This window comes from Dactylosporangium sp. NPDC005572, assembly GCF_040605515.1.
Taxonomy (GTDB): domain Bacteria; phylum Actinomycetota; class Actinomycetes; order Mycobacteriales; family Micromonosporaceae; genus Dactylosporangium.
Window position 1 is genome coordinate 59979 of sequence record NZ_JBEXCY010000006.1, and the last position, 20388, is coordinate 80366.

Genomic DNA, 20388 nt, shown 5'->3' on the forward strand with positions numbered 1-20388 from the left:
TCCGCCTCTCCGCGAACCGCCGTCCACGCTGTTGCGCCGACGCGATCCATAATTGATGATTACCATAGCAATGGATTGGCCCAGGTCAAGGGCTGGAAATCATGACAAATACCGTTAAACTGGACATGGAGGTCGGCGTGGCATTCGACAACTCGGCGTTCGGCCTGGCGGGACGGGTCGCGCTGGTCACCGGCGCCACCCGCGGCCTGGGCCGCGCGATGCTCGACGGCCTGGCCGCTGCCGGCGCCGACGTCGTGGTCGTGAGCCGCAAGCCTGACGCGTGCGCCGCCGTCGCCGCCGAGGTCGCCGTGGCCCACGGCGTGGCCGCCTTCCCGCACGCCGCGCACGTCGGCCACTGGGCCGAGCTCGACGCGCTGGTCGACGCAGCCTACGACCGGTTCGGCCGGGTGGACGTCCTGGTGAACAACGCCGGCATGTCGCCGCTCTACGACACCGTCGACGATGTCACCGAGGAGCTGTTCGACAAGGTGATCGGGGTGAACCTCAAGGGACCGTTCCGGCTCGCCGCCCTGGTCGGCACCAGGATGGCCGCCGGCGCCGGCGGCTCGATCATCAACATCTCCAGCATGGGCGCCGTGCGCCCGCGCGCCGACATCGTCCCCTACGCCGCCGCGAAGGCGGGCCTCAACGCGATGACGGTGGGTCTCGCGCACGCGTTCGGCCCGTCGGTGCGCTGCAACGCCATCATGGCCGGCACGTTCCTCACCGACGTCAGCCGGTCGTGGGACGCGGCGGCGTTCGCCGAACGCGCCCAGACGTTCGCCCTGGGGCGCGGCGGCGAGCCGGACGAGATCGTCGGCACGGCGGTGTACCTCGCGAGTGCCGCCAGCTCGTACACCACCGGCGCCGTGATCCAGGTCGACGGCGGCCAGCGCTGACGCCCGGAATCACGGCGCGGTGGCCGCCACTCACGACAGGGAGATCACGCCCGCGTCGGCCAGTGCGGCCCGCTCGGCCTCCGGCACGCCCAGCTCGCCGAGCACCTCCGCGGTGTGCTGGCCGATCGCCGGCACGCCGTCGTACACCGGCCCGGCATAGCCGCGCAGGTGCAGCACCGGTCCCGGCATGAGCAGCGGGCCGAGAACCGCGCTGCCGGTCAGCTTCACCAGCGTGCGGTGCAGGAAATGGGGGTCGTCGACGATGTCGCGCGCGTCGTTGACGGCCGAGGCGACGACCTCGTACTCGTCGAGGATCTTCAGCGCGTCCGCCCGCGGCATCGAGCCGACCCAGGCCGAGACGATCTCCTGCAGCTCGCCGTTGTGCCGAATCCGCGCGGCGTTGGTCGCGTATCGTGGGTCGTCGATGAGTTCGGCCCGCCCCATGGCGGCAAAGAGCCGCTTGGCGATGCCCTGGTTCGACGCCGCGATCGCGAGCCAGTGCCCGTCGCCGGCCCGGTAGACCCCGCGCGGCGAGGCGGAGCCGGTGCCGTTGCCCACCCGGCCCTGGACCACGCCCAATGCCTGCCACTGCAGCAGCATGTCGCCGACGATGAACATGAGCGGCTCGTAGAGGGCGACGTCCACCTCGGACCCCTCGCCGGTCGACGCCTTGCGGTACAACGCCATCGCGGTGCCCATCGCGGCCGAGATGCCGGCGATCGAATCGGCGAAGCCGAACGGCGGCGACGTCGGCGGCGTGTCGGGCCAGCCGTTGATGTACGCGAAGCCGCTGCCGACCTCGGCGACCGTGCCGAAGCCGGGCCGCGAACGGTAGGGGCCGGTCTGCCCGAACCCGGACACGCGGGTGAGCACGATGCCGCGGTTGACCGCGCGCAGGTCGTCGTACCCGAGGCCCCACTCCTCCAGCCGCCCGGGCCGGAACGACTCGACGACGACGTCGACCTCCGCCGCGAGGGACCGCACGAGCGCCTGCCCGCGCGGGTCGCGCAGGTCGACGCCGATCGACCGCTTGCCGGCGTTGAGCCGCGCGAAGCCGAGCGACTGACCGTCCTTCTGCGGCGTCCACTGCCGCGCGTAGTCCCCGGTCGCCGGGTCCTCCACCTTCACCACGTCGGCGCCGAAGTCGCGTAGCATGCGCCCGGCGGTGGGCGCGGCGTACATGGTGCCGAGCTCCAGGACCCGGACCCCGGACAGCGGCCCGGCCATCAGATCCGCCACTGGATGTGCTTGGGCTCGAGATACTCGCGCATGCCCCACTCGCCGAGCTCACGCCCGACGCCGGAGCGGCCGAAGCCCCCGAACGGCGCGTCGGGCCGCATAGCGCCGCCGCCGTTGATCCAGACGGTGCCGGCGCGGACCCGGGAGGCGACCCGCCGTGCCTCGGCCGGGTCGTCGCACCAGACGTTGGCGGCCAGGCCGTACTGCGTGTAGTTGGCGAGGCGGATCGCGTCCTCGGTGTCCTTGAACGGCAGCAGCACCGCGACCGGGCCAAAGATCTCCTGCTGCACGGCCCGCGCGTCGGGCGGCAGGTCGCCCAGCAGGACCGGGTTGACGAACCAGCCCCGCTCCGGCAGCGGCCGGGTCACCTCCAGCAGCCGGGTCCCCTCGCCGAGGAAGCTCAGCACCCGGTCGCGGTGGTCGGGCCGGATCATCGGGCCGATGTTCGTGGCGGGGTCCCAGGGGTCGCCGACCACCATCTGCTCGAACGCCGGGGCGCTCGCCTCCAGGAACTCGTCGTAGACCTGCTCGTGGACCAGCAGCCGGGCGAGCGCGGCGCAGCCCTGGCCACCGTTGCGGGACCACCGCAGGTGCATCTCCACGGCGACGCGGCGCACGTCGACGCCAGGCAACACAATGCTCGGGGACTTGCCGCCCAGCTCCAGCGTCACGCCCTTGAGCCCCTGCGCCGCCTGCGCCATGATCTGCGCGCCGACCCCGTCGGACCCGGTGAACGACACCCGGTCCACGCCCGGGCTGGACGACAGCCGCCGGCCGACGTCGGCGCCGCCGATGACGACGTTGAACACGCCGGGCGGCAGCTCGGCCTCGCGGGCCAGCTCGCCCAGGAACAGGGTGGTGAGCGGGGTCCGCGGCGACGGCAGCAGCACGACCGTGCAGCCGGCGGCGAGCGCCGCGCCAAACTTGAAGACCGCGAGGTTCAGCGGGTAGTTGTAACCGGTGATCGCGGCGACCACGCCGACCGGCTCGTAGACGACGTCGCTCTCCGTCGGCACCGGCTCCTCGAAGCGGCCCAGGTGCTGGGTGCGGTCGACCTTCGCAGCCTCGGCCGCCCACCGCAGGTGGTAGTCGACGGCCATGCGCACCTGCAGGAAGGACGCAAGCGACACCGGCGTGCCCACCTCGTTGACGATCGAGGGCAGCAGCCGGTCGGCGGCCTTCTCGAGCACGTCGGCGAAGCGGTGGATGTGCCGCGAGCGCTCCTCGCCGGACAGCGCGGCCCAGCCGGGGAACGCCGCGCGGGCGGCGGCGACGGCGGCGTCGACCTGCTCGGCGGACGCGCCGCCGACGGTCGCGATCACCGCCTCGGTGGCGGGGTTGTACACGTCCCAGCGTTCGCCGCGCGGCTCGACGGGGGCGCCGCCGATGGTGAGGTCGCGGTACGGCGGTATCCAGTCGCGCAGGTCGCTGGTGAGCGGGACAGCTGTCGAGGTCATGACGCGACGCCTTCCTCAGCCGGTTTGGTCATCATCAGTCCGACCCGTTTGCACAGGCAGACGAGCGTGTCGTGCTGGTTGTAGCCGCGGTGCTCGAACCAGACGATGCCGGAGTCGGTGCGGCTGCGTGAGATGCGCTTGTCGAGGATCGTGGTCTCGCCGCGCAGGGTGTCGCCGTGGAACACCGGGTGCGGGAACTCGATCCGGTCGTAGCCCAGGTTGCCCAGGGTGGTGCCCATGGTCAGCTCCGGCACATGGAACGCGCCGATGAGCGCCACGGTGAAGAGGCTGTTCATCACGCGCCGGCCGTGGATGGTCCGCTTCGCGAACTCCTCGTCGAGGTGCAACGGCTGCAGGTTCATCGTCAGGGAGGTGAACAGGATGTTGTCCATCTCGGTGACCGTGCGGGTGAACGGGTGCCGGTAGACCCGGCCGACCTCGAACTCCTCGAAGTAGAGACCCCTCACGCTACCTCCCGGAGCCAGCGGATCGCCTTGTCGTAGTGCGCCTTGTCGATGTGCAGGCCGCGGTACCGCACCGCGCCCTCGCCCTGCCGCGCGCCCTCCTCGTAGGCGGCGACGAGCCCGCGGTAGAACGAGACCTCCTCAACCGATGGCGTGAAGACGTCGTTCACCGCCGGCACGTGGCTCGGGTGGATGACGATCATGCCGCGGAAGCCGAGCCGCCGGCCCGCCCGTGCGAACTCCCGCAGACCGTCCACATCGGACAGGTTCTCCCACAGGCCGGTCAACGCGTGCAGGCCGGCCTCGCGGCAGGCCAGCAGCACCCGGCTGCGCAGGTACAGCGTCTCCAGGCCCTCGGGCGTCCACTCGAAGCCGACCTCGCGGGCGATGTCGGCGTGCTCGGCGGTCGGGCCGATCATCGCACCCATCCGCGGCGAGGCGTGAGCGATCTCCCGGCAGTCGTGGATGGCCCGAACCGTCTCAACCGGGACAATGTACGACAGGCCCGAGACGCCGTTGCGGGTCTCGAAGTGCGCGACGAGCGTGTCGACCCGGAGGACGTCGGTCGCCGACTCGATCTTCGGCAGGAACAGCCCGGTGAGCCCGCCGGTCACCACCGCCTCGAGGTCGCCGCCCATGAGCCCGGTGGCCAGCGCGTTGGGCCGCACGAAGACGTCGGCGCCCAACTCGCGCACGCGCGCGACCGACGCGGCGACGGTCGCGCGCGCCGCGGGCTTCTCGGCGGCCGGGACCGAGTCCTCCAGGTCCAGCACGATCGCGTCGGCGCCGGACTCCACGGCCTTCTCGGCCCACGCCGGCTTGTGGCCCGGCACGAAGAGGATCGAACGGTACGGCCGCATCAGTAGCTCCGGGGCAGGCCGAGGACGTGCTCGGCGACGTAGTTGAGCACCATCTCCTGGCTGATCGGGGCGATCCGCATGAGCCGCGCCTCGCGGAAGTAGCGCTCGACGTGGAACTCCTTGCCGTAGCCGTAGCCGCCGTGCGCGCTGAGGGCGGCGTCGGCGGCGAAGAACCCGGCCTCGGCGGCGAGGAACTTCGCGGCGTTTGCCTCCCGGGCGCAGGGCAGGCCGTTGTCGATGAGCCAGGCCGCCTTCTGGCACATGGCGTCCGCCGCGTCGAGCTTGATGAGCGCCTCGGCGAGCGGGAACGCGATGCCCTGGTTCTGCCCGATCGGCCGGCCGAAGACCTTGCGCTCGGTGGCGTAGGCGGTGGCCCGGCGCAGCGCCGCCCGGCCGATGCCGATCGCGGCGTTGGCGGAGATGACCCGCTCGGCGTTGAGCCCGGCCAGGATCGTGCGGAAGCCGTCGCCGACCTCGCCGATGACGTCCTCGTCGGGCACGAACAGCTCGTCGATGAACAGCTCGTTGGTGTCCACGGCGTTGCGGCCGAGCTTCGGGATCGGGCGCACCACGACCCGGTCACGGTCCAGCGGCGCGAAGAACAGCGTCATGCCGGCGGTCTTCTTCGGGTTCGCGGCGCGCGGCGCTGTGCGGCACAGGATCATCAGCCGCTCCGCCTCCTGCGCCTTGGTGATCCACACCTTCTTGCCGGATATCGACCAGCCGCCTTCGACCTTCGTCGCGAACGTCGAGATGTTCGTCGTGTCGGTGCCCGCGTCGGGCTCGGTGACCGCGAACGACACATGCAGGTCGCCGGTGACCAGCCGGGGCAGGAAGCGGCGCTTGAGGTCCTCGCTGCCGTACCGGATGATCGGCTCGAATCCGAAGATGCCGATGTGCACCGAACTGCAGCCGTTCATCCCGGCGCCCGACGCGGCGATGGTCTGCTCGACGATGGCCGCCTCGACGACGCCCTGCCCGCCGCCGCCGTACGCTTCAGGGACCGTCAGGCCGAGCCACCCACCCTTGACGATCGCGTGGTAGAACTCCCAGGGAAACTCCTTGGACTCGTCGTGTGCGAGCCAGTAGTCGTCCCCGAAGTCGGCGCAGACTCGCGCGACCGCGTCGCGGATCTCCGCGTGCAGCGGGTCAGGGCTGAAGTCCATGTGCCACCTGCCGATCGTGTGTCTGTGCGGTGATGCCGTCCTCGCGCAGCGCGGCCTTGCGCACCTTCTCCGAGGGGGTCTTCGGCAGCGCGTCGACGAAGCGGAGGTACCGCGGGATCGCGAACGCCGGGATGCGCCCCTCGCACCAGGCCCAGATCTCCGCGGGCGGCACCGGCCGGGCGGTCACCAGCGCTGCGAGCACCTCGTCCTCGCCGGCCTCCTGGTCGGCGGCCACCCCGACGACCGCGCACTCCAGCACCGCCTCGTGACCGAGGATCGCCTGCTCGACCTCGTAGGAGCTGATGTTCTCGCCCCGGCGGCGCAGAGCGTCCTTGTAGCGGTCGACGAAGTAGTACCAGCCGTCGGCGTCCCGGCGCAGCGCGTCGCCGGTGTGGAACCACAGGTTGCGCCACGCCTCGGCGGTCTTCTCCGGCATGCCGTAGTAGCCGAGGCTGCACGTCCACGGGTGCCTCGGCCGCACGACTAGTTCGCCGATCTCGCCGACCGGCACCTCCTCGTCGGTGACCGGGTCGACCAGGCGGATATCGAAGAAGTCCGCCACCTGCAGCCCGGCGGCACCGTCGGGGCGACGTTCGCCGTACGGCGACAGGATCGGCGCGGACGTCTCGGTCAGCCCGAACACCTCGACGAACGCCTCGATGCCGAAGCGCTTGGCGAACTCGTCCACGATGGACGACGCGGTGGGCGCGGCGAACACGGCCCGCAGCGGGTTGTCGGCGTCGTCCGGGCGCGGCGGCTGCTTCCAGGTGAAGTCCATCATCACGCCGAGGAAGTTGGTGACCGTGACCCCGTTCTCGCGGAGCTGGTCGACCCACCGGCTGGCGCTGAACCGCGGCCGCACGACCAGCCGGGCGCCGGCGATGAGCGCCGGGTAGGCCGCCATGAACTGCGCGTTGCCGTGGAACAGCGGCGTGACGGTCAGGTAGGTGTCGGCGGAGGTGAGCCGGGTGAGCGAGACGACCTCGTCGCCGAAGAAGTACATCTGCGCGTGCGGCATTGCCACGCCCTTGGACGGGCCGGTGGTGCCGGACGTGAAGAAGATCGACGCGAGCGTGTGCGGCCCGGGCTCGGGCACGACGAGCCGGTCGGCCCGCTCCAGCTCCTCCCACGGCTCGGCGACCCAGCCGGCGGCCCGCAGCGCCGCCAGGGCGGCCTCCCGCCGGCCGGTGTCGACCACCCAGAAACGTTCCACCGCGCGGGCGTGCTCGGCGATCGCCACGAACCGGGCGGCGTGGACGTCGTCGATCACGGCCCAGCGGGGACGCACCGTGACGACCTGGTGGCGCAGGAACTCGCCCTCGTAGGCCGTATTGATCGGTACCTCGACCAGCCCGCCCACCGCGGTGCCCAGCCACGTGCGCACGAACTGCGACGAGTTGGCCGCCATGACGAGCACCCGATCGCCGGCCACCGCGCCGGCAGCGGCAAACCCGCCGCACACCCGCTCGGCGGCCTCCAGGGTCTCACCGTAGGTCCATTGCCGGCCCTCCTCGGGCGTGACGAGGAACGTCGCGCCGGGCCGCTCGGCCGCCCGCGTGCGCAGGACGTGCGGCAGCGTCCAGGTCCGACGGTCGGGGAACGTAGGGTGCAGGTCAGTGTAGGTCCTGGTCATCCGGCCCACTCCTCCGCCCGTAGCTTAATCATGATTATGATATGCATCTACACGAAACGCAATGGTCACACGTCGCCGAGCGCCGGCAGGACGGTCGTCGGCGTCACCGCGCGCACCGCGGGGACGACGGTCTTGCCGAGCCGGTTGATCACGGCGATGGTCTCGTCGGCGTCCATCGTGGGCCACTGCGGCCGGACCAGCAGCGGGTCGACCGGCAGCGTGGTGACGAGGTCGACGAGGCGCCGGGCGACCTCGTCGTCGGTGCCCAGCACCGCGTGGCCGGCGACCGCCTTGGCGAAGTCGTCCTCGATGCCGCTGCCGGTCATGACGTCGAGCCCGCGCTGGGCGTACGTGATGTAGCGGCCCTGCGCGACCCGGGCGTACTCGACGACCGCCTCCTCCGTGGAGTCGGCCACGAGGATGTTGCGGCGCAACGGCTGAGGTGTGAACGGCTTGCCCCGCTCGGCCCAGCCGTCGCGCACCGTGCGGTACCGCTCCACGATCTCCGCGATCGGGGTCTCCGGCGGACAGGCGTAGCCGTCGCCGTACTTCGCGGCGCGCCGCGCGCCCGGCAGGCTGTGCGCGCCGATCCACAGCGGCGGGTGCGGCTGCTGCACCGGCCGGATGTGCGGTTTGACCCCCTCCAGCGTCCAGTGCCGGCCGTGGAACGTGACCTCGTCCTCGCTCCACAGTCGCGGCAGCAGCTCCAGGATCTCGTCGAAGCGCGACGCCCGCTGCTTGTAGGGCACGCCGAGATAGTCGAACTCCTCCGCGCGATAGCCCAGCCCGGCGCCGAACACCAGCCGGCCCTCGGTGACGATGTCGAGGGTCGCGATCTCCTCGGCGAGGTGCACCGGGTGGTACAGCGGCGCCACGAGGATCTGGGTGACCAGCCGGACGTGCGGGTCGACGTCCGCGGCGAGGCGGGCCAGCAGCGGTACCGGCTGCAGCCAGCGCAGGTCGCCGTAGAGGAAGTGCTGGCCGATCGCGATGTAGGTGAAGCCGTTGTGCTGCGCAGCGGCGACGATGCGCCGGATGTCGTGGAACTGCTGGGCGGGCGGCACGCTGGCGGGCACGTCGCTGAGCAGTAGGCCGACCTGGACCATGGTGGTTCTCCTAAGAGGCCTGAACGGGGAGCCCGAGGGCCTGCCAGCCGCCGTCGACCGGCAGCGTGACGCCGGTGATGTAGCTGGCGCGCTCCGAGCTGAGGTACTCGACGGCGTCGGCAATCTCGCCGGGGCGGCCGAACCGGCCCAGCGGCACTCGTGACAGGTACAGTTCCGGCGATGCGTACCCGGCCCGCATCATGTCGGCCTGCATCGGGGTGGCCACCGTGCCGGGCGCGACAGCGTTGACCCGGATGCCGCGCGGCGCCCACTCGACGGCGAGCGCCCGGACCAGGCCCTCGACGGCGGCCTTGGCGGCGCAGTAGGCGGCGCGCTCGGCGAAGCCGAACCGCGCGTTCACCGACGAGATCATGACGATGCTGCCGCCGCCGGCCATGTGCCGGGCCGCAGTGCGGGCACCGAGGAAGGCGCCGGTGGCGTGCACCCCCATCAGCCGGTCCCAGTCCGCGAGCGGGTAGTCCGCCGAGGCGCCAGGCGCCGTGACGCCCGCGTTGGCGACGAACGCCCGCAGCCCTCTCGGAGCCCCGCCCGCCAGCGCGCACGCCTTCTCCAGCACCGCCTCGTCGCGCACATCGCCGACGACGGCGTGCTCGCCGAGCCCGGCGCCGTCGAGGTCGACGCCCACCACCCGGTAGCCGGCCTCGGCGAAGCGGGCCGCGATGGCGGCGCCGATGCCGCGCGCCGCCCCGGTGACCACGACACCTCCGGCCTCTCCGCCACGCTGCGAACCGCTCACGACGCGGCCTTGGGTGTCACGCCGGCCCACTCCGCGGTCGAGGCGGCCAGCGGGACGACCCGCTCCACGGTGATCCGCTTGTGGACGAAGCGCAGGCCGTCGCCGTCGTCGCGCATCGTGTCGGCGTACTGTCCGACGACGACCCGGGTGCCGTCGGCATCGAACATCGTCGCGGCGAAGTACGCGCGCGCCCGCACGAGCGGCCCGCCATCCTCCGGGAACGCCTGCACGTTGGTCACGACGTGCTTGCTGCCGCGCAGGTTGGCGTCGCGGAACCCGCGGTACAGGTCGAGGAAAGCCTTCCGGCCATGCCGGGTGCCGTCGACCCGGGTGAGCGCCACGTCCTCGTATGCGAGCCGTTCGAGGGCGTCCAGGTCGCCCTCGTCGACGGCGCGGGCGTACGCGTAGAGCACCTGCGCGGCCCGGGCGGACAGATCGGGGTCGGCGACGGGCGCGGTCATTTCGCCACCAGCCCGCCGTCGACCGGGATCGTCACGCCGGTCACGAAGCCGGCGTCGTCGCTGGCCAGGAACGCGACCACGCCGGCGATCTCGGCCGGCTGCGCCGGGCGGCCGAGCGGTACCAGCGCGATGAAGTTGGCCATCAGGTCGGCGATGTCGGCACCCGGCTCCCGTCCGAAGAACTGCGGCAGCATCGGCGTGTCGACCGGTCCGGGGCAGATGATGTTGACCCGGATCCCGTCCGGCGCGCCGACGAGCGCCAGGGCCCGCGTGTACGCGACCAGCGCGCCCTTCGTCAGCGAGTAGATCGGGCTGTATGGCGAGCCGATGAGCGCCGAGGTGGACGCGGTCATCGTGATCGAGCCCTTCCGGTCGGCCTGGCGCAGCAGGCCCATCGCCAGCGTCGTGGCGTACCACGCGCTCTTGACGTTGACGTCCATGTTGCGCTGCCAGTCCGCGAGCGACACGTCGATGCCGGCCGGACCCGGCATGCCGACCTGGTGGTGCAGCACGTGCAGCACCCCGTGCTGGTCCTCGACCCGGGCGTAGAACGCCGCCAGAGCCTCGGTGTCGGTGGCGTCGAGCTGCTCGGCGCTCGCCTTGCCGCCTGCGTCGACGATCTCCTGGGTCACGGTCTTGGCCGCGTCGCCGGACAGGTCCGCCACATGGACGAACGCGCCCTCGGCGCCCAGCCGCTGCGCAATGGCCCGGCCCATCCCGGATCCGCCACCGATGACAGCGGCGACCCGACTGTCGAATCGACGAACCATAGTTCCTACTCCTCCGTGCTGGTTTCTGCGCGCGGCCCTCCGCGGCCGTCGCCGGGCATCTTGCGCGAGTCGTGGCTGGCGGCGATCCGCACGGGCGTCACCTCGAACACGACCCGCTTCGGGCTGTCGAGCAGCCGGACGAACTCCTCGGACGCCGCCGCGCCCACCTTCGCGGCGAACCGCGGCAGGAACCACTCCTTGGTGGCCCGGTCGGTGTGCACCACGGCGACGCCGCGGACCGCGACCATCCGGCGGCCTTGCAACGGAGTGCCCTGGCTCGACACCACCACCGTCACCCGCGGGTCGAGCCGCAGGGCCTCGGCGTGCGTGCGGCCGGCGACCGCGGTGAGCCAGAACTTCCCCTCCTCGAACAGGAAGCTCATCACGACTCCGCCGGGCCAGCCGCCGGGCTCGCTGAAGACGAACACGCACTCCGTGGCGACGCGCAGCAGCTCCGTGCGCCCGTCATCGTCCATGCGTAGCGAACGCAGGTCCTCGAGGTCGTCGACGCCGATCCGGCCCACGACTGTCACCGCCTCTGGTCGAAGGTACGTCCGAGCAGCTCGGACACGATCCTGATGCGCTGCATCGTCGGGGTTCCGCCAGCGAGCGCCCAGCCGTGCGCGTCGCGGTGCAGCCGCTCGATGCCGTACTCCTCGGTGTAGCCGTTGCCGCCGTGCAGCTGCATCGCCAGGTCGGTGACCCGCTTGGCCATCTCGTTCGCGGTGGCCTTGGCGACCGACACCTCGAACGGCACGGGCAGGCCGATGCCGGCGTGCTCCGCGGCGCGGTCGATGAGCAGGCGGGCCGCCTCGACCTGAAGGACCATGTCGGCGAGGGCCATCTGCACCGCCTGGAACTCGATCAGCGGTTTGCCGAACTGGCGGCGCTGCTGCACGTAGGCGACGGTGCGGTCAAGCGCCGCCTGCCCGATGGCCAGGCTCATCGTGGCGTTGCCGAGGCGCTCGATCGAGAAGGCGGTGAACAGCTTGCGGAATCCGCCCGGTGCGACGAGGAGATTGGCCTGCGGTACCTCGACGTCGTCGAAGAGAATGTCGGCAGACGGGATGCCGCGGAAGCCCATGAGCCGCTCCTGCTTGCCGAAGCTGACGCCCGGCCGGTCGGCCTCCACGATGAGCGCCCCGACCCCCTTCGCACCCCGCTCGTCGGAAAGCCGCGTGTACACCAGGTAATAGTCGGCCTCACCGCCGTTGGAGATCCACCGCTTGGCGCCGTTGAGCAGGTAGGTCCCGTCGACGCACTTCGCCCGCGTGGTCAGGTCGGTCGCCGCGGAACCGGCGTCGGCCTCCGAGATCGCGACGGCCATCGTGTTGTCGCCGCGGATGATCCCGGGCAGGAACCGCTCGCGCTGCTCGTCCGTGCCGAGCAGGTTGACCACCTGGGCGGGCCCGGTATTGGCCTCGAACACCTGGAACGCCGCCGGGCGGCACTCCTTCGCCAGCTCCTCCACGACGACGAGCGCGTCGCGCAGCGGCGCACCGGCGCCGCCGTACCGTTCGGGGAGTGCGATGCCGAGAAAGCCCAGCGAGCCGAGGTAGCGGCGCTCGTCGACCGGCACCGCCGTGCGCGCCGCGTCCCACTCGGCCGCCTTCGGTGCGTACCGCTCCCTGGCCACGGCTGCCGCGACCGCCCGCACATGATCGCGATCCTCCATGCGACACCGCCTTCCGCCAGGACCATCTCCGTGCTAAACATGATATTCGTATTCAGGGATAGCTCGTCAAGTGCGGGAGGGGTCATGTCTGGAGCCGTCATCATCGACGCGGTCCGCTCGCCGATGGGTCGCGGCAAGAGCAGTGGTGCGCTGGCCGGCGTCCACCCGGTCGACCTGCTCGCCAGAGTCCTGGCGGCACTGATCGACCGCACCGGCATCGACCCGGCCATCGTCGACGACGTGCTCGTCGGCTGCGTCAGCCAGGCGGGCGAGCAGTCCGCCACGCCGGGCCGGCAGGCCTGGCTGGCCGCGGGCTTCCCGGTCTCGGTGCCGTCCGTGACGATCGAGCGCAAGTGCGGCTCGGGCCAGCAGGCGATCGAGTTCGCCGCCGCCGGCATCGTGGCCGGCCTCTACGACGTGGCGATCGCGGGCGGGGTCGAGTCGATGAGCCGGGTGCCGATGGGCTCGGCGCGCATGGGGGCCGACCCGTTCGGGCCGGCGGTCCGGTCGCGCTTTCCCGATCTGGTACCGCAGGGTGTCTCGGCCGAGCTCGTGGCGCACCGCTGGGGACTGACCCGGGCGCAGCTCGACGAGTACTCGGCACGCTCCCACGAGCGGGCCGCGAAGGCCGACTTCGGCGCCGAGATCGTGCCGATCGAGGGCGTCCTCGCCTCCGACGAGACGATCCGGCCGGACACCAGCGTCGCCCGCCTCGGCGAGCTGCGGCCGGCCTTCGCCACCGACGAGCACCGCGCCCGCTTCCCCGACCTCGACTGGAAGGTCACCGCCGGCAACTCGTCGCAGATCACCGATGGCGCGAGCGCGCTCCTGCTCATGAGCGAGGCGCGGGCCGCCGACCTCGGGCTGCGCCCGCGGGCCCGGATCGTCGCCTCCAGCATCGTGGGCGACGATCCCACGCTCATGCTGACCGGTCCGATCCCGGCGACGCGGCGCGTCCTGGCGCGCGCCGGCGTGTCCGTCGATGACGTCGACGCCTTCGAGGTGAACGAGGCATTCGCGGCGGTACCGCTGGCCTGGCAGCAGGAACTCGGCGTGCCCGACGGGAAGCTCAACCCGTGCGGCGGCGCGATCGCGCTGGGGCACCCGCTCGGCGCGTCGGGCGCCCGGCTCATGACGACGCTCCTCAACCACCTCGCGGCCTCCGGCGGCCGGCTCGGCCTGCAGACCATGTGCGAGGCCGGCGGCATGGCGAACGCGACCCTCGTCGAACGCATCGGCTGACCACGACCCCACAGGCAGAAAGGTAGGACCCGGTGGATCTGACCGGAGCAAGTGCCGTCGTCACCGGGGGCGCGTCCGGCCTCGGGCTGGCGGCCGCGCGTGAGCTCATCGCCGCGGGCGCCGCCGTGGTCGTCCTCGACCTGCCGACCTCGTCCGGGGAGACCGTGGCGAAGGAAATCGGCGCGACGTTCGCGCCCGCCGACGTGCTCGACCCGGCGGCCGTCGACGCGGCGCTCGACACGGCGGTGGCGCTGGGGCCGCTGCGGGCGCTCGTGCACTGCGCGGGCAAGGGGGGCACCGTCCGGCTCGTCGAGCGCGACGGCCGCCCCGGCTCACTGGAGCTCTACGAGTCGCTGGTGCGGCTCAACCTCGTCGGCACGTTCAACGTCCTGCGCCTCTCCGCCGCGCGGATGGCCGCGAACGAACCGGTCGAGGGCGAGCGCGGCGTCTGCGTGCTCACCGCCTCGGTCGCCGCCTGGGAGGGGCAGGTCGGCCAGATCCCCTACGCGTCGGCGAAGGCCGGGGTCGTCGGCATGACCATCGTCGCCGCCCGGGACCTCGCGAGCCGCCTCATCCGGGTCTGCACGATCGCGCCCGGGGTGTTCGACACGCCGATCCTCAGCCGCTTCTCCGACGAGATCAAGGACAAGCTCGCCGCGCAGGTGCCGCACCCGGCCCGGCTGGGCCGTCCGGAGGAGTTCGCACGGCTGGCCCGGCACATCGTGGACAACCCGATGCTCAACGGCGAGACGATCCGCCTCGACGGCGCGATCCGCATGGCACCGCGGTAGGCCGGCATGTCCGTCGTGCTCACCGAGGAGGTCGACGGCGTCCTCGTCGTCACCGTCAACCGGCCCGAGGTCCGCAACGCCATCAACACGGCGGCCGCCGAGGGAATCGCCGCGGCTATGGACGAACTGGACCGCCGCGACGACCTGACCGCCGGCATCCTCACCGGCGCCGGGAAGTCGTTCTGCACCGGAATGGACCTGGCCGCGTTCCTGGCCGGCGAGCGGCCCTCGGTGCCGGGCCGCGGATTCGCCGGCATCGTCGAGCGGCCCGCCGAGAAGCCGCTCATCGCCGCGGTAGAGGGGTATGCGGTGGCGGGCGGGTTCGAGATCGTGCTCGCCTGCGACCTCGTGGTGGCCTCCCGGGAGGCGGTGTTCGGGCTGCCGGAGGTCCGCCGCGGGCTCGTCGCCGCCGGGGGTGGCCTGATCCGGCTACCCGCGCGCGTGCCCTCCCAGCTGGCCGCCGAGTGGGCGTTGACCGGCGCCTTCGTGCCCGCGCCGCGCGCGGCCGAGGCGGGGCTGGTGAACCGGCTGACCGAACCGGGCGGGGCGCTGGCCGTGGCGGTCGAACTGGCCGCCGCGATCGCCGCGAACGGCCCGCTCGCGGTGCGGGCCACGAAGCGGATCCTCGCCGAGTCCCGGGGCTGGCCGGCCGACGAGGTGTTCGAGCGCCAGCGCGCGATCAGCGAGCCGGTCCGTGCCTCCGAGGACGCCAAGGAAGGCGCCACGGCCTTCCGCGAGAAGCGCAAGCCGGTGTGGCGCGGGCGCTGAGCGCCGCTCGCGGCGGTTCACTCCGGCGGCGGGAACCGGGGCCGGCGCTTCTCCAGGAACGCGGTCGCGCCCTCGGCCAGATCGGGGCTGGCGAGCGCCTGCACGAGCATGCCGACCCCGGTGCTGAACGAGTCGCGGGCCGCGTTCCACCAGATGTTCGAGCTGATCTTCGTGATCTCCAGGTAGCGCGGGCTGAGCGCCGACAGCTCGTCCACCCAGCCGTCGACGGTGTCCTCCAGTGCGTCGTCGTCGACCACCGCGTTGACCAGCCCCATGCGCCAGGCGTCCTCGGCGGAGTACCGCCGGCACAGCAGCGCCAACTCCTTCGCCCGCTTCTCGCCGATCTGCACGCCCATGACGTTGGTGGCACCGGTGACCGGCGCGCTGCCGACCCGCGGCCCGGTCTGGCCGAACGTGGCGGAACGCGCCGCGACCGCGAGGTCGCAGGCGACGACGAGCTCGTTGCCGCCGCCGGCCGCCGCCCCGTTGACCGCGGCGATCACCGGCCGGGGACAGGACCGGATCGCGTCGAAGAGCCGGATCGACGTCGCATACAGCGCGCGCATCTCCCCCGTCGTCGGCCGGCTCAGCGTGGTCAGGGCGCCGCCGGCACAGAAGCTGCCGCTGGAGCCGGTGATGACGACCGCCCGGGCGCGGGGCGCGTCCTCCAGGGCGGCGCCGATCGCGGCGGCCATCGGCGCGTCGTAGGCGTTGCGGCGCTCCGGCCGGTTCAGCCGGATCCAGAGCGCGTCGCCGCGCCACTCGGTGTCGACGTCGGCCACCTTGTAGGTCCTTTCATTCGGCACCAATCTATGCTAATGTTATACATGGATCTTGAAATGTCAAACTGTCGTCATCAATGAGTTCCCACCGAGAGATAAGGCTGGCCTACTATGAGCAGTGAGGTGAGATCCGCATCGATGAACGGCGCCACCCGGCCGCAGAAGGCCGCCATGCTGGTGGCTCAGCGCATCATGCGTGACGTCATCGCCAGCCGACTCAGGCCCGGCAACCTGCTGCTCCCCGAGCGCACGATGCTGGAGAAGTACCAGACGGGCCGCGGCACGCTGCGCGAGGCGTTGCGGCTGCTGGAGTTCCAGGGCGTCATCGCGCTCAAGCCCGGCCCGCGTGGCGGCCCGGTGCTGCAGGACCCGGACGCGTCGCACCTGGCCAGCACCCTGGTGCTGCTCATGCAGCTCAAGGACGCGCCGTTCCGCAGCATCGTCGAGGTGCGCACCGCGATGGAGCCGATGATCAGCCGCCTCGCGGCCGAGCGGATGGACGACGAGTCGCTCGCCGACCTCGGCGGCACGATCGAGCAGATGCGGGAGAACCTCGACGACCAGATGACGTTCCTGGAGGCCAACAAGCGCTTCCACGACATCATCGCCTGGTCCTCGGGCAACCCGCTCTTCGGCTACATCGTCGACTCGCTGCTGGGCATCATGGACGGCACCGTCATCGGCATCGACTACCCGGCGCCGCGACGGGTCGCGATCCTCAAGGCCCACGACGAGATCTACCAGGCGCTGCTGGCACACGACGCCGCGGCTTCGGAGGACCGGATGCGCGAGCACATCCAGGCCTACGTCACCTACGCGGAGCGCAAGTTCCCAGAGGTGCTCGACCAGGTGATCCGCTGGGACCGCATGGGCTGACGCACGGGGCGGCCGCCGGGGCCGCCCCACCGGACGGCACTCATGCACCGGCCAGCGCCGCCTCGCCCAGGAACGCGCGGAGCACCGAGGCGTGCGACCGCGCCGTCGAAGCGGGTCCGCTGTAGCCGACCTCGCCCCGGGCGACCACCACGACCTCGTCGGCGACCTCCAGCCCGACCTCGGCGTTCTGCTCGACCATGAGCACGCCGATGCCGGAGTCGGCCATCCGCCGTACGTGCTCGGCGACGAGCTCCACCATGGCCGGCGCGAGCCCCATCGACGGCTCGTCGAGCAGCATGACGCGTGGCTCGGACATCAGCGCCCGCCCGAACGCGAGCATCTGCTGTTCGCCGCCGCTGAGCAGGCCGGCTGCGCCGTCGCGGCGCTCCGCGAGAATCGGGAACATCGCGTAGACCCGTTCCAGGTTCTCCTTCGTCCGGTTGTGCGCGGTGTAGGCACCGAGGCGCAGGTTCTCCTGCACCGTCAGCGGCGCGAACACGCGACGCCCCTCGGGCACCAGGACGATGCCCTTGCGCACCAACTTGTGCGCCGCCATGCCGGTGATCCGGGCCGCGTCGAGCACCACCTCGCCGGACGCCGGCGGGTGCAGCCCGGCGACCGTCCGCAGCGTCGTGGTCTTACCGGCGCCGTTCGCGCCGAGCACGAGCGTGACGCTGCCGGGCCGGACCGACAGACTGATCCCGCGGACCGCGGAGACCTTTCCGTAGCCCGCGTGCAGGTCGTTGATCTCAAGCATGGCTGCCCCATTTCTTCCCGAGATATGCCTGCTGTACCGCGGGATCGCGCACGACGGCGTCCGGCAAGCCTTCGGCGATGAGCGCGCCGAAGTTCATCGTCAGCACGTAGTCGCAGGTGTCGATCATCATCTGGACGTCGTGCTCGACGAGCAGCTGGGTGAGCCCCTCGCCGCGCAGCTGGCGCAGGAGGCCGGCGATCTCCCGGCGCTCGCTCTGGTTCATGCCGGCGGTCGGCTCGTCGAGCAGCAGCAGTCGCGGCCGCATGGCCAAGGCACGAGCGATCTCGACGCGCCGCTGCGTACCGTACGACAGCTCGCCCGGACGCACGTGCTCCAGCCCGGTGAGGCGGGTGCGCTCGATCGCGTCCCGGACCGCGCCCGACGCGCCGCCGCGCCCGAGCACCCGGCGCAACCACGGGCCCTCGGCGCGCAGGTCCCCGCCGAGCTGGACGTTCTCCAGCACGGTGAGCTCGGACAGCAGGCGGACCGTCTGGAAGGTCCGCGCGACGCCGCGGCGGGCCACCCCCGCGGCCGGCACGTGGTGGAACGGCTCGCCGTCCAGCCGCAGTTCGCCGCGGGTGAGCGGGACGAGCCGGGTGATCGCGCCGAGCAGCGTGCTCTTCCCCGAGCCGTTGGGGCCCATGACGCCGAAAATCTTGCCGGCGGTGAGCCGGAACGACACCCCGTCGACGGCCTTCACCCCGCCGAAGTGAACCGCGACGTCACGTGCCTCCAGCACCACCGGGTCGTTCCCGGCCGGTTCGGTGGCCCGGTCCGCCTGCGTCGCCCCGGCCGCTTCCGTGGCCCCTGCCGCCTGTGCAGCCCGGGTGGAGTCCCCTGCCCGCGTCATGACGTTCGCCCCATGCTCGTGTCCTGTGCCAGGTTTTCCAGCGCCGCCAGTTCGCGGTCCGGCGTGGTGTCGTCGGCGACCGCGACCGTATCCGCGGGTTGCCGTCGCCGCAGCCTCCGCCAGCCGTCGGTGGCGAGGCCGACCAGGCCGCGCGGCACGTAGACCGCGGCAAGCGCCACGATCACGCCGTAGATGATGGTCTGCCACTGCCCGACCACCTCGAGAACGCTGGGCAGCCAGGTGAAGATGACCGCGCCGATGAGCGCGCCGAGCCACGAGCGGGCGCCACCGATAATGATCATCGTGAGGGCGAGCACGACCAGCGAGAAGCCGATGTCGGTCGGACTGACCGTGCTGCGCAGCAGCGAGTTGACCGCGCCGGCTGCCCCGCCGAGGACGCCGCTCACGACGAAGGACGCGAGCCGGTAGTCGCGCACGCGGATGCCCATCGCGGCGGCGAGCTCCGGGTCCTCGCGGACGGTGTCGACCCGGCGACCGAGCCGGCCGCGCTCGGTGAGCGCCAGCGCCACGACGACGACCCCACAGATGACGACGACCTGCGTCATCGTGATGTCGGTGATCGCGCCGAACAGGCCGGTCGGGCCGCCGGTCAGGTCGCCGCCGTTGGTCGCGACCACGCTGACGATCATGTCGAACGCCACCGTCGCCATGCCGAGATACAGGCCGCCGAGCCGGTTCACCATCATGCCGAGCAGCAGGTTCAGCACCCCGCAGACCAGTGCCGACAGCAGGATCGTGACGAGCGGGTCGGTCTCGTAGCGGATGGTGAGGATCGCCGCGCCGTAGGCGGCGACGCCGTAACAGCCGATACCGCTGAACGAGAACACGCCCATCCGCAGCGGCACCTGGATGCTCAGCGCCATGAGCAGGCCGACGAAGGTGCTCTGGATGAGCACCAGGTTGGCGTCGTAGAAGTTCGTCATGTCCGGCGTACCTCCCGGCGGCCGAACAGGCCCTGGGTGCGGAACATCAGTACGAGGAAGATAAGACCGAACGACACGGCGTCGACCCACAGTCCGGAGGTCTGGGTGAGCACGACGGTTTCGGCGATCGCGAGGACGTAGCTGCCGACGACGACGCCGGCCATGCTGCCCACACCGCCGACAACGATGGCGGCGAACGCCTTGAGGATGAGCGTCTCGCCGCTCTCCGGGGTAAGCGCGCCCAGGTTGTACGTGAGCAGCGCGCCAGCGAGCCCCGCGAGCGCTCCGGCGATCGTCATCGTGGTCAGCGCGAGGCGCCGGCGGTCGACGCCCATGATCGAGGAGACCTCGGGGTCGACGCCGATCGAGCGCAGCGCCAGGCCGTGGCGCGACACCTGCAGCCAGCGCGCGATCCCGACACCGAGCACGAGGGCCAGCGCGATGATGATGATCTGGACGCTGGTGATCCGCACGCCGCCGAGGTCGAACGTGTCGACCTTGAAACTGCTGTTCGTGAAGCCGAACGGGTTGCTTTTGGTGTAGTGCTGCGCGATGGCGAGCGGCACCCCGGCGACGCCGATACCGCCGATCAGGATCTGCATCTCCGCCGCCCGGGAGTCCTTGGCCCGGCGCAGGATCGGCTCGAACGCGAGGACTTGCACGGCCACGGACATCACCGCGCCGGCTATGGCCGCGATGAGGATGACCGCGACGAGTGGCAGCTTGACCGCGTTGACGATCAGGTACGCCGTGAAGGCGGAGAACATGAAGATCGAGCCGTGCGCGAAGTTGAGGATCCCGATGGTTCCCCACGCCAGGCTCATGCCGAGCGCGAACAACAGGTAGATGGATCCCAGTGCCACCGCGTTGATCAGGTCCTGCAGCATCTCG

The 20388-nt window shown here is 71.6% G+C and carries 22 protein-coding genes; 5 read left to right on the plus strand and 17 right to left on the minus strand.

The window, feature by feature from the left end; all coding sequences use genetic code 11:
- The first annotated feature begins 137 nt into the window (after window positions 1–137).
- Window positions 138–899, plus strand: a complete 762-nt coding sequence (locus ABZS66_RS05000; RefSeq protein ID WP_354755259.1) for a glucose 1-dehydrogenase — start codon at window positions 138–140, stop codon at window positions 897–899.
- 30 nt (window positions 900–929) lie between these two features.
- Here ABZS66_RS05000 and ABZS66_RS05005 read toward each other — a convergent pair whose 3' ends face one another.
- From ABZS66_RS05005 to ABZS66_RS05060, 12 genes are all read right to left on the minus strand, one after another.
- The gene (locus ABZS66_RS05005; RefSeq protein ID WP_354755261.1) at window positions 930–2138 is read right to left on the minus strand and encodes a CoA transferase; all 1209 of its coding nucleotides are present in this window, start codon (window positions 2136–2138) and stop codon (window positions 930–932) included.
- On the minus strand, window positions 2126–3595 hold the full coding sequence (locus tag ABZS66_RS05010) for an aldehyde dehydrogenase family protein (RefSeq protein WP_354755263.1): 1470 nt from the start codon (window positions 3593–3595) through the stop codon (window positions 2126–2128). The genes ABZS66_RS05005 and ABZS66_RS05010 overlap by 13 nt, the downstream gene beginning before the upstream one ends.
- The gene (locus ABZS66_RS05015) at window positions 3592–4062 is read right to left on the minus strand and encodes a MaoC family dehydratase (RefSeq protein WP_354755265.1); all 471 of its coding nucleotides are present in this window, start codon (window positions 4060–4062) and stop codon (window positions 3592–3594) included. The genes ABZS66_RS05010 and ABZS66_RS05015 overlap by 4 nt, the downstream gene beginning before the upstream one ends.
- The gene (locus tag ABZS66_RS05020; RefSeq protein ID WP_354755267.1) at window positions 4059–4919 is read right to left on the minus strand and encodes a CoA ester lyase; all 861 of its coding nucleotides are present in this window, start codon (window positions 4917–4919) and stop codon (window positions 4059–4061) included. Before ABZS66_RS05020 ends, ABZS66_RS05015 begins: the two co-directional genes overlap by 4 nt.
- Window positions 4919–6085: an acyl-CoA dehydrogenase family protein gene (locus ABZS66_RS05025; RefSeq protein WP_354755269.1), complete on the minus strand. Its 1167-nt coding sequence runs from the start codon at window positions 6083–6085 to the stop codon at window positions 4919–4921. Before ABZS66_RS05025 ends, ABZS66_RS05020 begins: the two co-directional genes overlap by 1 nt.
- On the minus strand, window positions 6069–7718 hold the full coding sequence (locus ABZS66_RS05030; RefSeq protein ID WP_354755271.1) for an AMP-binding protein: 1650 nt from the start codon (window positions 7716–7718) through the stop codon (window positions 6069–6071). Before ABZS66_RS05030 ends, ABZS66_RS05025 begins: the two co-directional genes overlap by 17 nt.
- A 65-nt stretch (window positions 7719–7783) precedes the next feature.
- The gene (locus ABZS66_RS05035) at window positions 7784–8824 is read right to left on the minus strand and encodes an LLM class flavin-dependent oxidoreductase (RefSeq protein ID WP_354755273.1); all 1041 of its coding nucleotides are present in this window, start codon (window positions 8822–8824) and stop codon (window positions 7784–7786) included.
- Between the two features lie 10 nt (window positions 8825–8834).
- Window positions 8835–9581 (minus strand): SDR family oxidoreductase, encoded by a 747-nt coding sequence (locus tag ABZS66_RS05040; protein WP_354755275.1) that lies wholly within the window; start codon window positions 9579–9581, stop codon window positions 8835–8837.
- Window positions 9578–10042, minus strand: a complete 465-nt coding sequence (locus ABZS66_RS05045; RefSeq protein ID WP_354755276.1) for a nuclear transport factor 2 family protein — start codon at window positions 10040–10042, stop codon at window positions 9578–9580. The genes ABZS66_RS05040 and ABZS66_RS05045 overlap by 4 nt, the downstream gene beginning before the upstream one ends.
- The gene (locus ABZS66_RS05050; protein ID WP_354755278.1) at window positions 10039–10812 is read right to left on the minus strand and encodes an SDR family NAD(P)-dependent oxidoreductase; all 774 of its coding nucleotides are present in this window, start codon (window positions 10810–10812) and stop codon (window positions 10039–10041) included. Before ABZS66_RS05050 ends, ABZS66_RS05045 begins: the two co-directional genes overlap by 4 nt.
- Window positions 10813–10817: 5 nt before the next feature.
- Window positions 10818–11345, minus strand: a complete 528-nt coding sequence (locus ABZS66_RS05055; RefSeq protein WP_354755280.1) for a hypothetical protein — start codon at window positions 11343–11345, stop codon at window positions 10818–10820.
- On the minus strand, window positions 11342–12487 hold the full coding sequence (locus ABZS66_RS05060) for an acyl-CoA dehydrogenase family protein (protein WP_354755282.1): 1146 nt from the start codon (window positions 12485–12487) through the stop codon (window positions 11342–11344). The genes ABZS66_RS05055 and ABZS66_RS05060 overlap by 4 nt, the downstream gene beginning before the upstream one ends.
- Window positions 12488–12571: 84 nt before the next feature.
- Between ABZS66_RS05060 and ABZS66_RS05065 the strand changes: the two genes are divergently transcribed.
- The 3 genes from ABZS66_RS05065 to ABZS66_RS05075 are packed head-to-tail and all read left to right on the plus strand — an operon-like array spanning window position 12572 to window position 15288.
- On the plus strand, window positions 12572–13729 hold the full coding sequence (locus ABZS66_RS05065; RefSeq protein WP_354755284.1) for a thiolase family protein: 1158 nt from the start codon (window positions 12572–12574) through the stop codon (window positions 13727–13729).
- A gap of 32 nt (window positions 13730–13761) precedes the next feature.
- A complete protein-coding gene (locus ABZS66_RS05070; RefSeq protein ID WP_354755285.1) occupies window positions 13762–14520 on the plus strand; it encodes an SDR family NAD(P)-dependent oxidoreductase in 759 nt (252 codons plus the stop codon).
- Between the two features lie 6 nt (window positions 14521–14526).
- Window positions 14527–15288 (plus strand): crotonase/enoyl-CoA hydratase family protein, encoded by a 762-nt coding sequence (locus tag ABZS66_RS05075; protein ID WP_354755287.1) that lies wholly within the window; start codon window positions 14527–14529, stop codon window positions 15286–15288.
- 17 nt (window positions 15289–15305) lie between these two features.
- Here ABZS66_RS05075 and ABZS66_RS05080 read toward each other — a convergent pair whose 3' ends face one another.
- Window positions 15306–16094: an enoyl-CoA hydratase/isomerase family protein gene (locus ABZS66_RS05080; RefSeq protein WP_354755289.1), complete on the minus strand. Its 789-nt coding sequence runs from the start codon at window positions 16092–16094 to the stop codon at window positions 15306–15308.
- A 99-nt stretch (window positions 16095–16193) separates the two neighbouring features.
- Between ABZS66_RS05080 and ABZS66_RS05085 the strand changes: the two genes are divergently transcribed.
- Entirely contained in the window at window positions 16194–16946 is a 753-nt protein-coding gene (locus ABZS66_RS05085; protein ID WP_354755291.1) for an FCD domain-containing protein, read from the plus strand.
- A 40-nt stretch (window positions 16947–16986) separates the two neighbouring features.
- On the opposite strand, the gene ABZS66_RS05090 is transcribed toward ABZS66_RS05085, so the two are convergent.
- The 4 genes from ABZS66_RS05090 to ABZS66_RS05105 are packed head-to-tail and all read right to left on the minus strand — an operon-like array spanning window position 16987 to window position 20384.
- Window positions 16987–17703 (minus strand): ABC transporter ATP-binding protein, encoded by a 717-nt coding sequence (locus ABZS66_RS05090; protein ID WP_354755293.1) that lies wholly within the window; start codon window positions 17701–17703, stop codon window positions 16987–16989.
- Window positions 17696–18553, minus strand: coding sequence for an ABC transporter ATP-binding protein (locus tag ABZS66_RS05095; RefSeq protein ID WP_354755294.1), 858 nt, complete (start codon window positions 18551–18553; stop codon window positions 17696–17698). The genes ABZS66_RS05090 and ABZS66_RS05095 overlap by 8 nt, the downstream gene beginning before the upstream one ends.
- The gene (locus ABZS66_RS05100) at window positions 18550–19497 is read right to left on the minus strand and encodes a branched-chain amino acid ABC transporter permease (protein WP_354755296.1); all 948 of its coding nucleotides are present in this window, start codon (window positions 19495–19497) and stop codon (window positions 18550–18552) included. The genes ABZS66_RS05095 and ABZS66_RS05100 overlap by 4 nt, the downstream gene beginning before the upstream one ends.
- The gene (locus tag ABZS66_RS05105; protein WP_354755298.1) at window positions 19494–20384 is read right to left on the minus strand and encodes a branched-chain amino acid ABC transporter permease; all 891 of its coding nucleotides are present in this window, start codon (window positions 20382–20384) and stop codon (window positions 19494–19496) included. The genes ABZS66_RS05100 and ABZS66_RS05105 overlap by 4 nt, the downstream gene beginning before the upstream one ends.
- Between the last annotated feature and the right edge of the window lie 4 nt (window positions 20385–20388).

What these genes read in the sequence shown, in the direction of transcription:
- ABZS66_RS05090 (WP_354755293.1), bottom strand. Translation starts at nt 17,703, where the DNA reads ATGCTTGAGATCAACGACCTGCACGCGGGCTACGGAAAGGTCTCCGCG.
- ABZS66_RS05020 (WP_354755267.1), bottom strand. Translation starts at nt 4,919, where the DNA reads ATGCGGCCGTACCGTTCGATCCTCTTCGTGCCGGGCCACAAGCCGGCG.
- ABZS66_RS05095 (WP_354755294.1), bottom strand. Translation starts at nt 18,553, where the DNA reads ATGACGCGGGCAGGGGACTCCACCCGGGCTGCACAGGCGGCAGGGGCC.
- ABZS66_RS05025 (WP_354755269.1), bottom strand. Translation starts at nt 6,085, where the DNA reads ATGGACTTCAGCCCTGACCCGCTGCACGCGGAGATCCGCGACGCGGTC.
- ABZS66_RS05035 (WP_354755273.1), bottom strand. Translation starts at nt 8,824, where the DNA reads ATGGTCCAGGTCGGCCTACTGCTCAGCGACGTGCCCGCCAGCGTGCCG.
- ABZS66_RS05050 (WP_354755278.1), bottom strand. Translation starts at nt 10,812, where the DNA reads ATGGTTCGTCGATTCGACAGTCGGGTCGCCGCTGTCATCGGTGGCGGA.
- ABZS66_RS05105 (WP_354755298.1), bottom strand. Translation starts at nt 20,384, where the DNA reads ATGCTGCAGGACCTGATCAACGCGGTGGCACTGGGATCCATCTACCTG.
- ABZS66_RS05045 (WP_354755276.1), bottom strand. Translation starts at nt 10,042, where the DNA reads ATGACCGCGCCCGTCGCCGACCCCGATCTGTCCGCCCGGGCCGCGCAG.
- ABZS66_RS05075 (WP_354755287.1), top strand. Translation starts at nt 14,527, where the DNA reads ATGTCCGTCGTGCTCACCGAGGAGGTCGACGGCGTCCTCGTCGTCACC.
- ABZS66_RS05060 (WP_354755282.1), bottom strand. Translation starts at nt 12,487, where the DNA reads ATGGAGGATCGCGATCATGTGCGGGCGGTCGCGGCAGCCGTGGCCAGG.
- ABZS66_RS05030 (WP_354755271.1), bottom strand. Translation starts at nt 7,718, where the DNA reads ATGACCAGGACCTACACTGACCTGCACCCTACGTTCCCCGACCGTCGG.
- ABZS66_RS05065 (WP_354755284.1), top strand. Translation starts at nt 12,572, where the DNA reads ATGTCTGGAGCCGTCATCATCGACGCGGTCCGCTCGCCGATGGGTCGC.
- ABZS66_RS05010 (WP_354755263.1), bottom strand. Translation starts at nt 3,595, where the DNA reads ATGACCTCGACAGCTGTCCCGCTCACCAGCGACCTGCGCGACTGGATA.
- ABZS66_RS05100 (WP_354755296.1), bottom strand. Translation starts at nt 19,497, where the DNA reads ATGACGAACTTCTACGACGCCAACCTGGTGCTCATCCAGAGCACCTTC.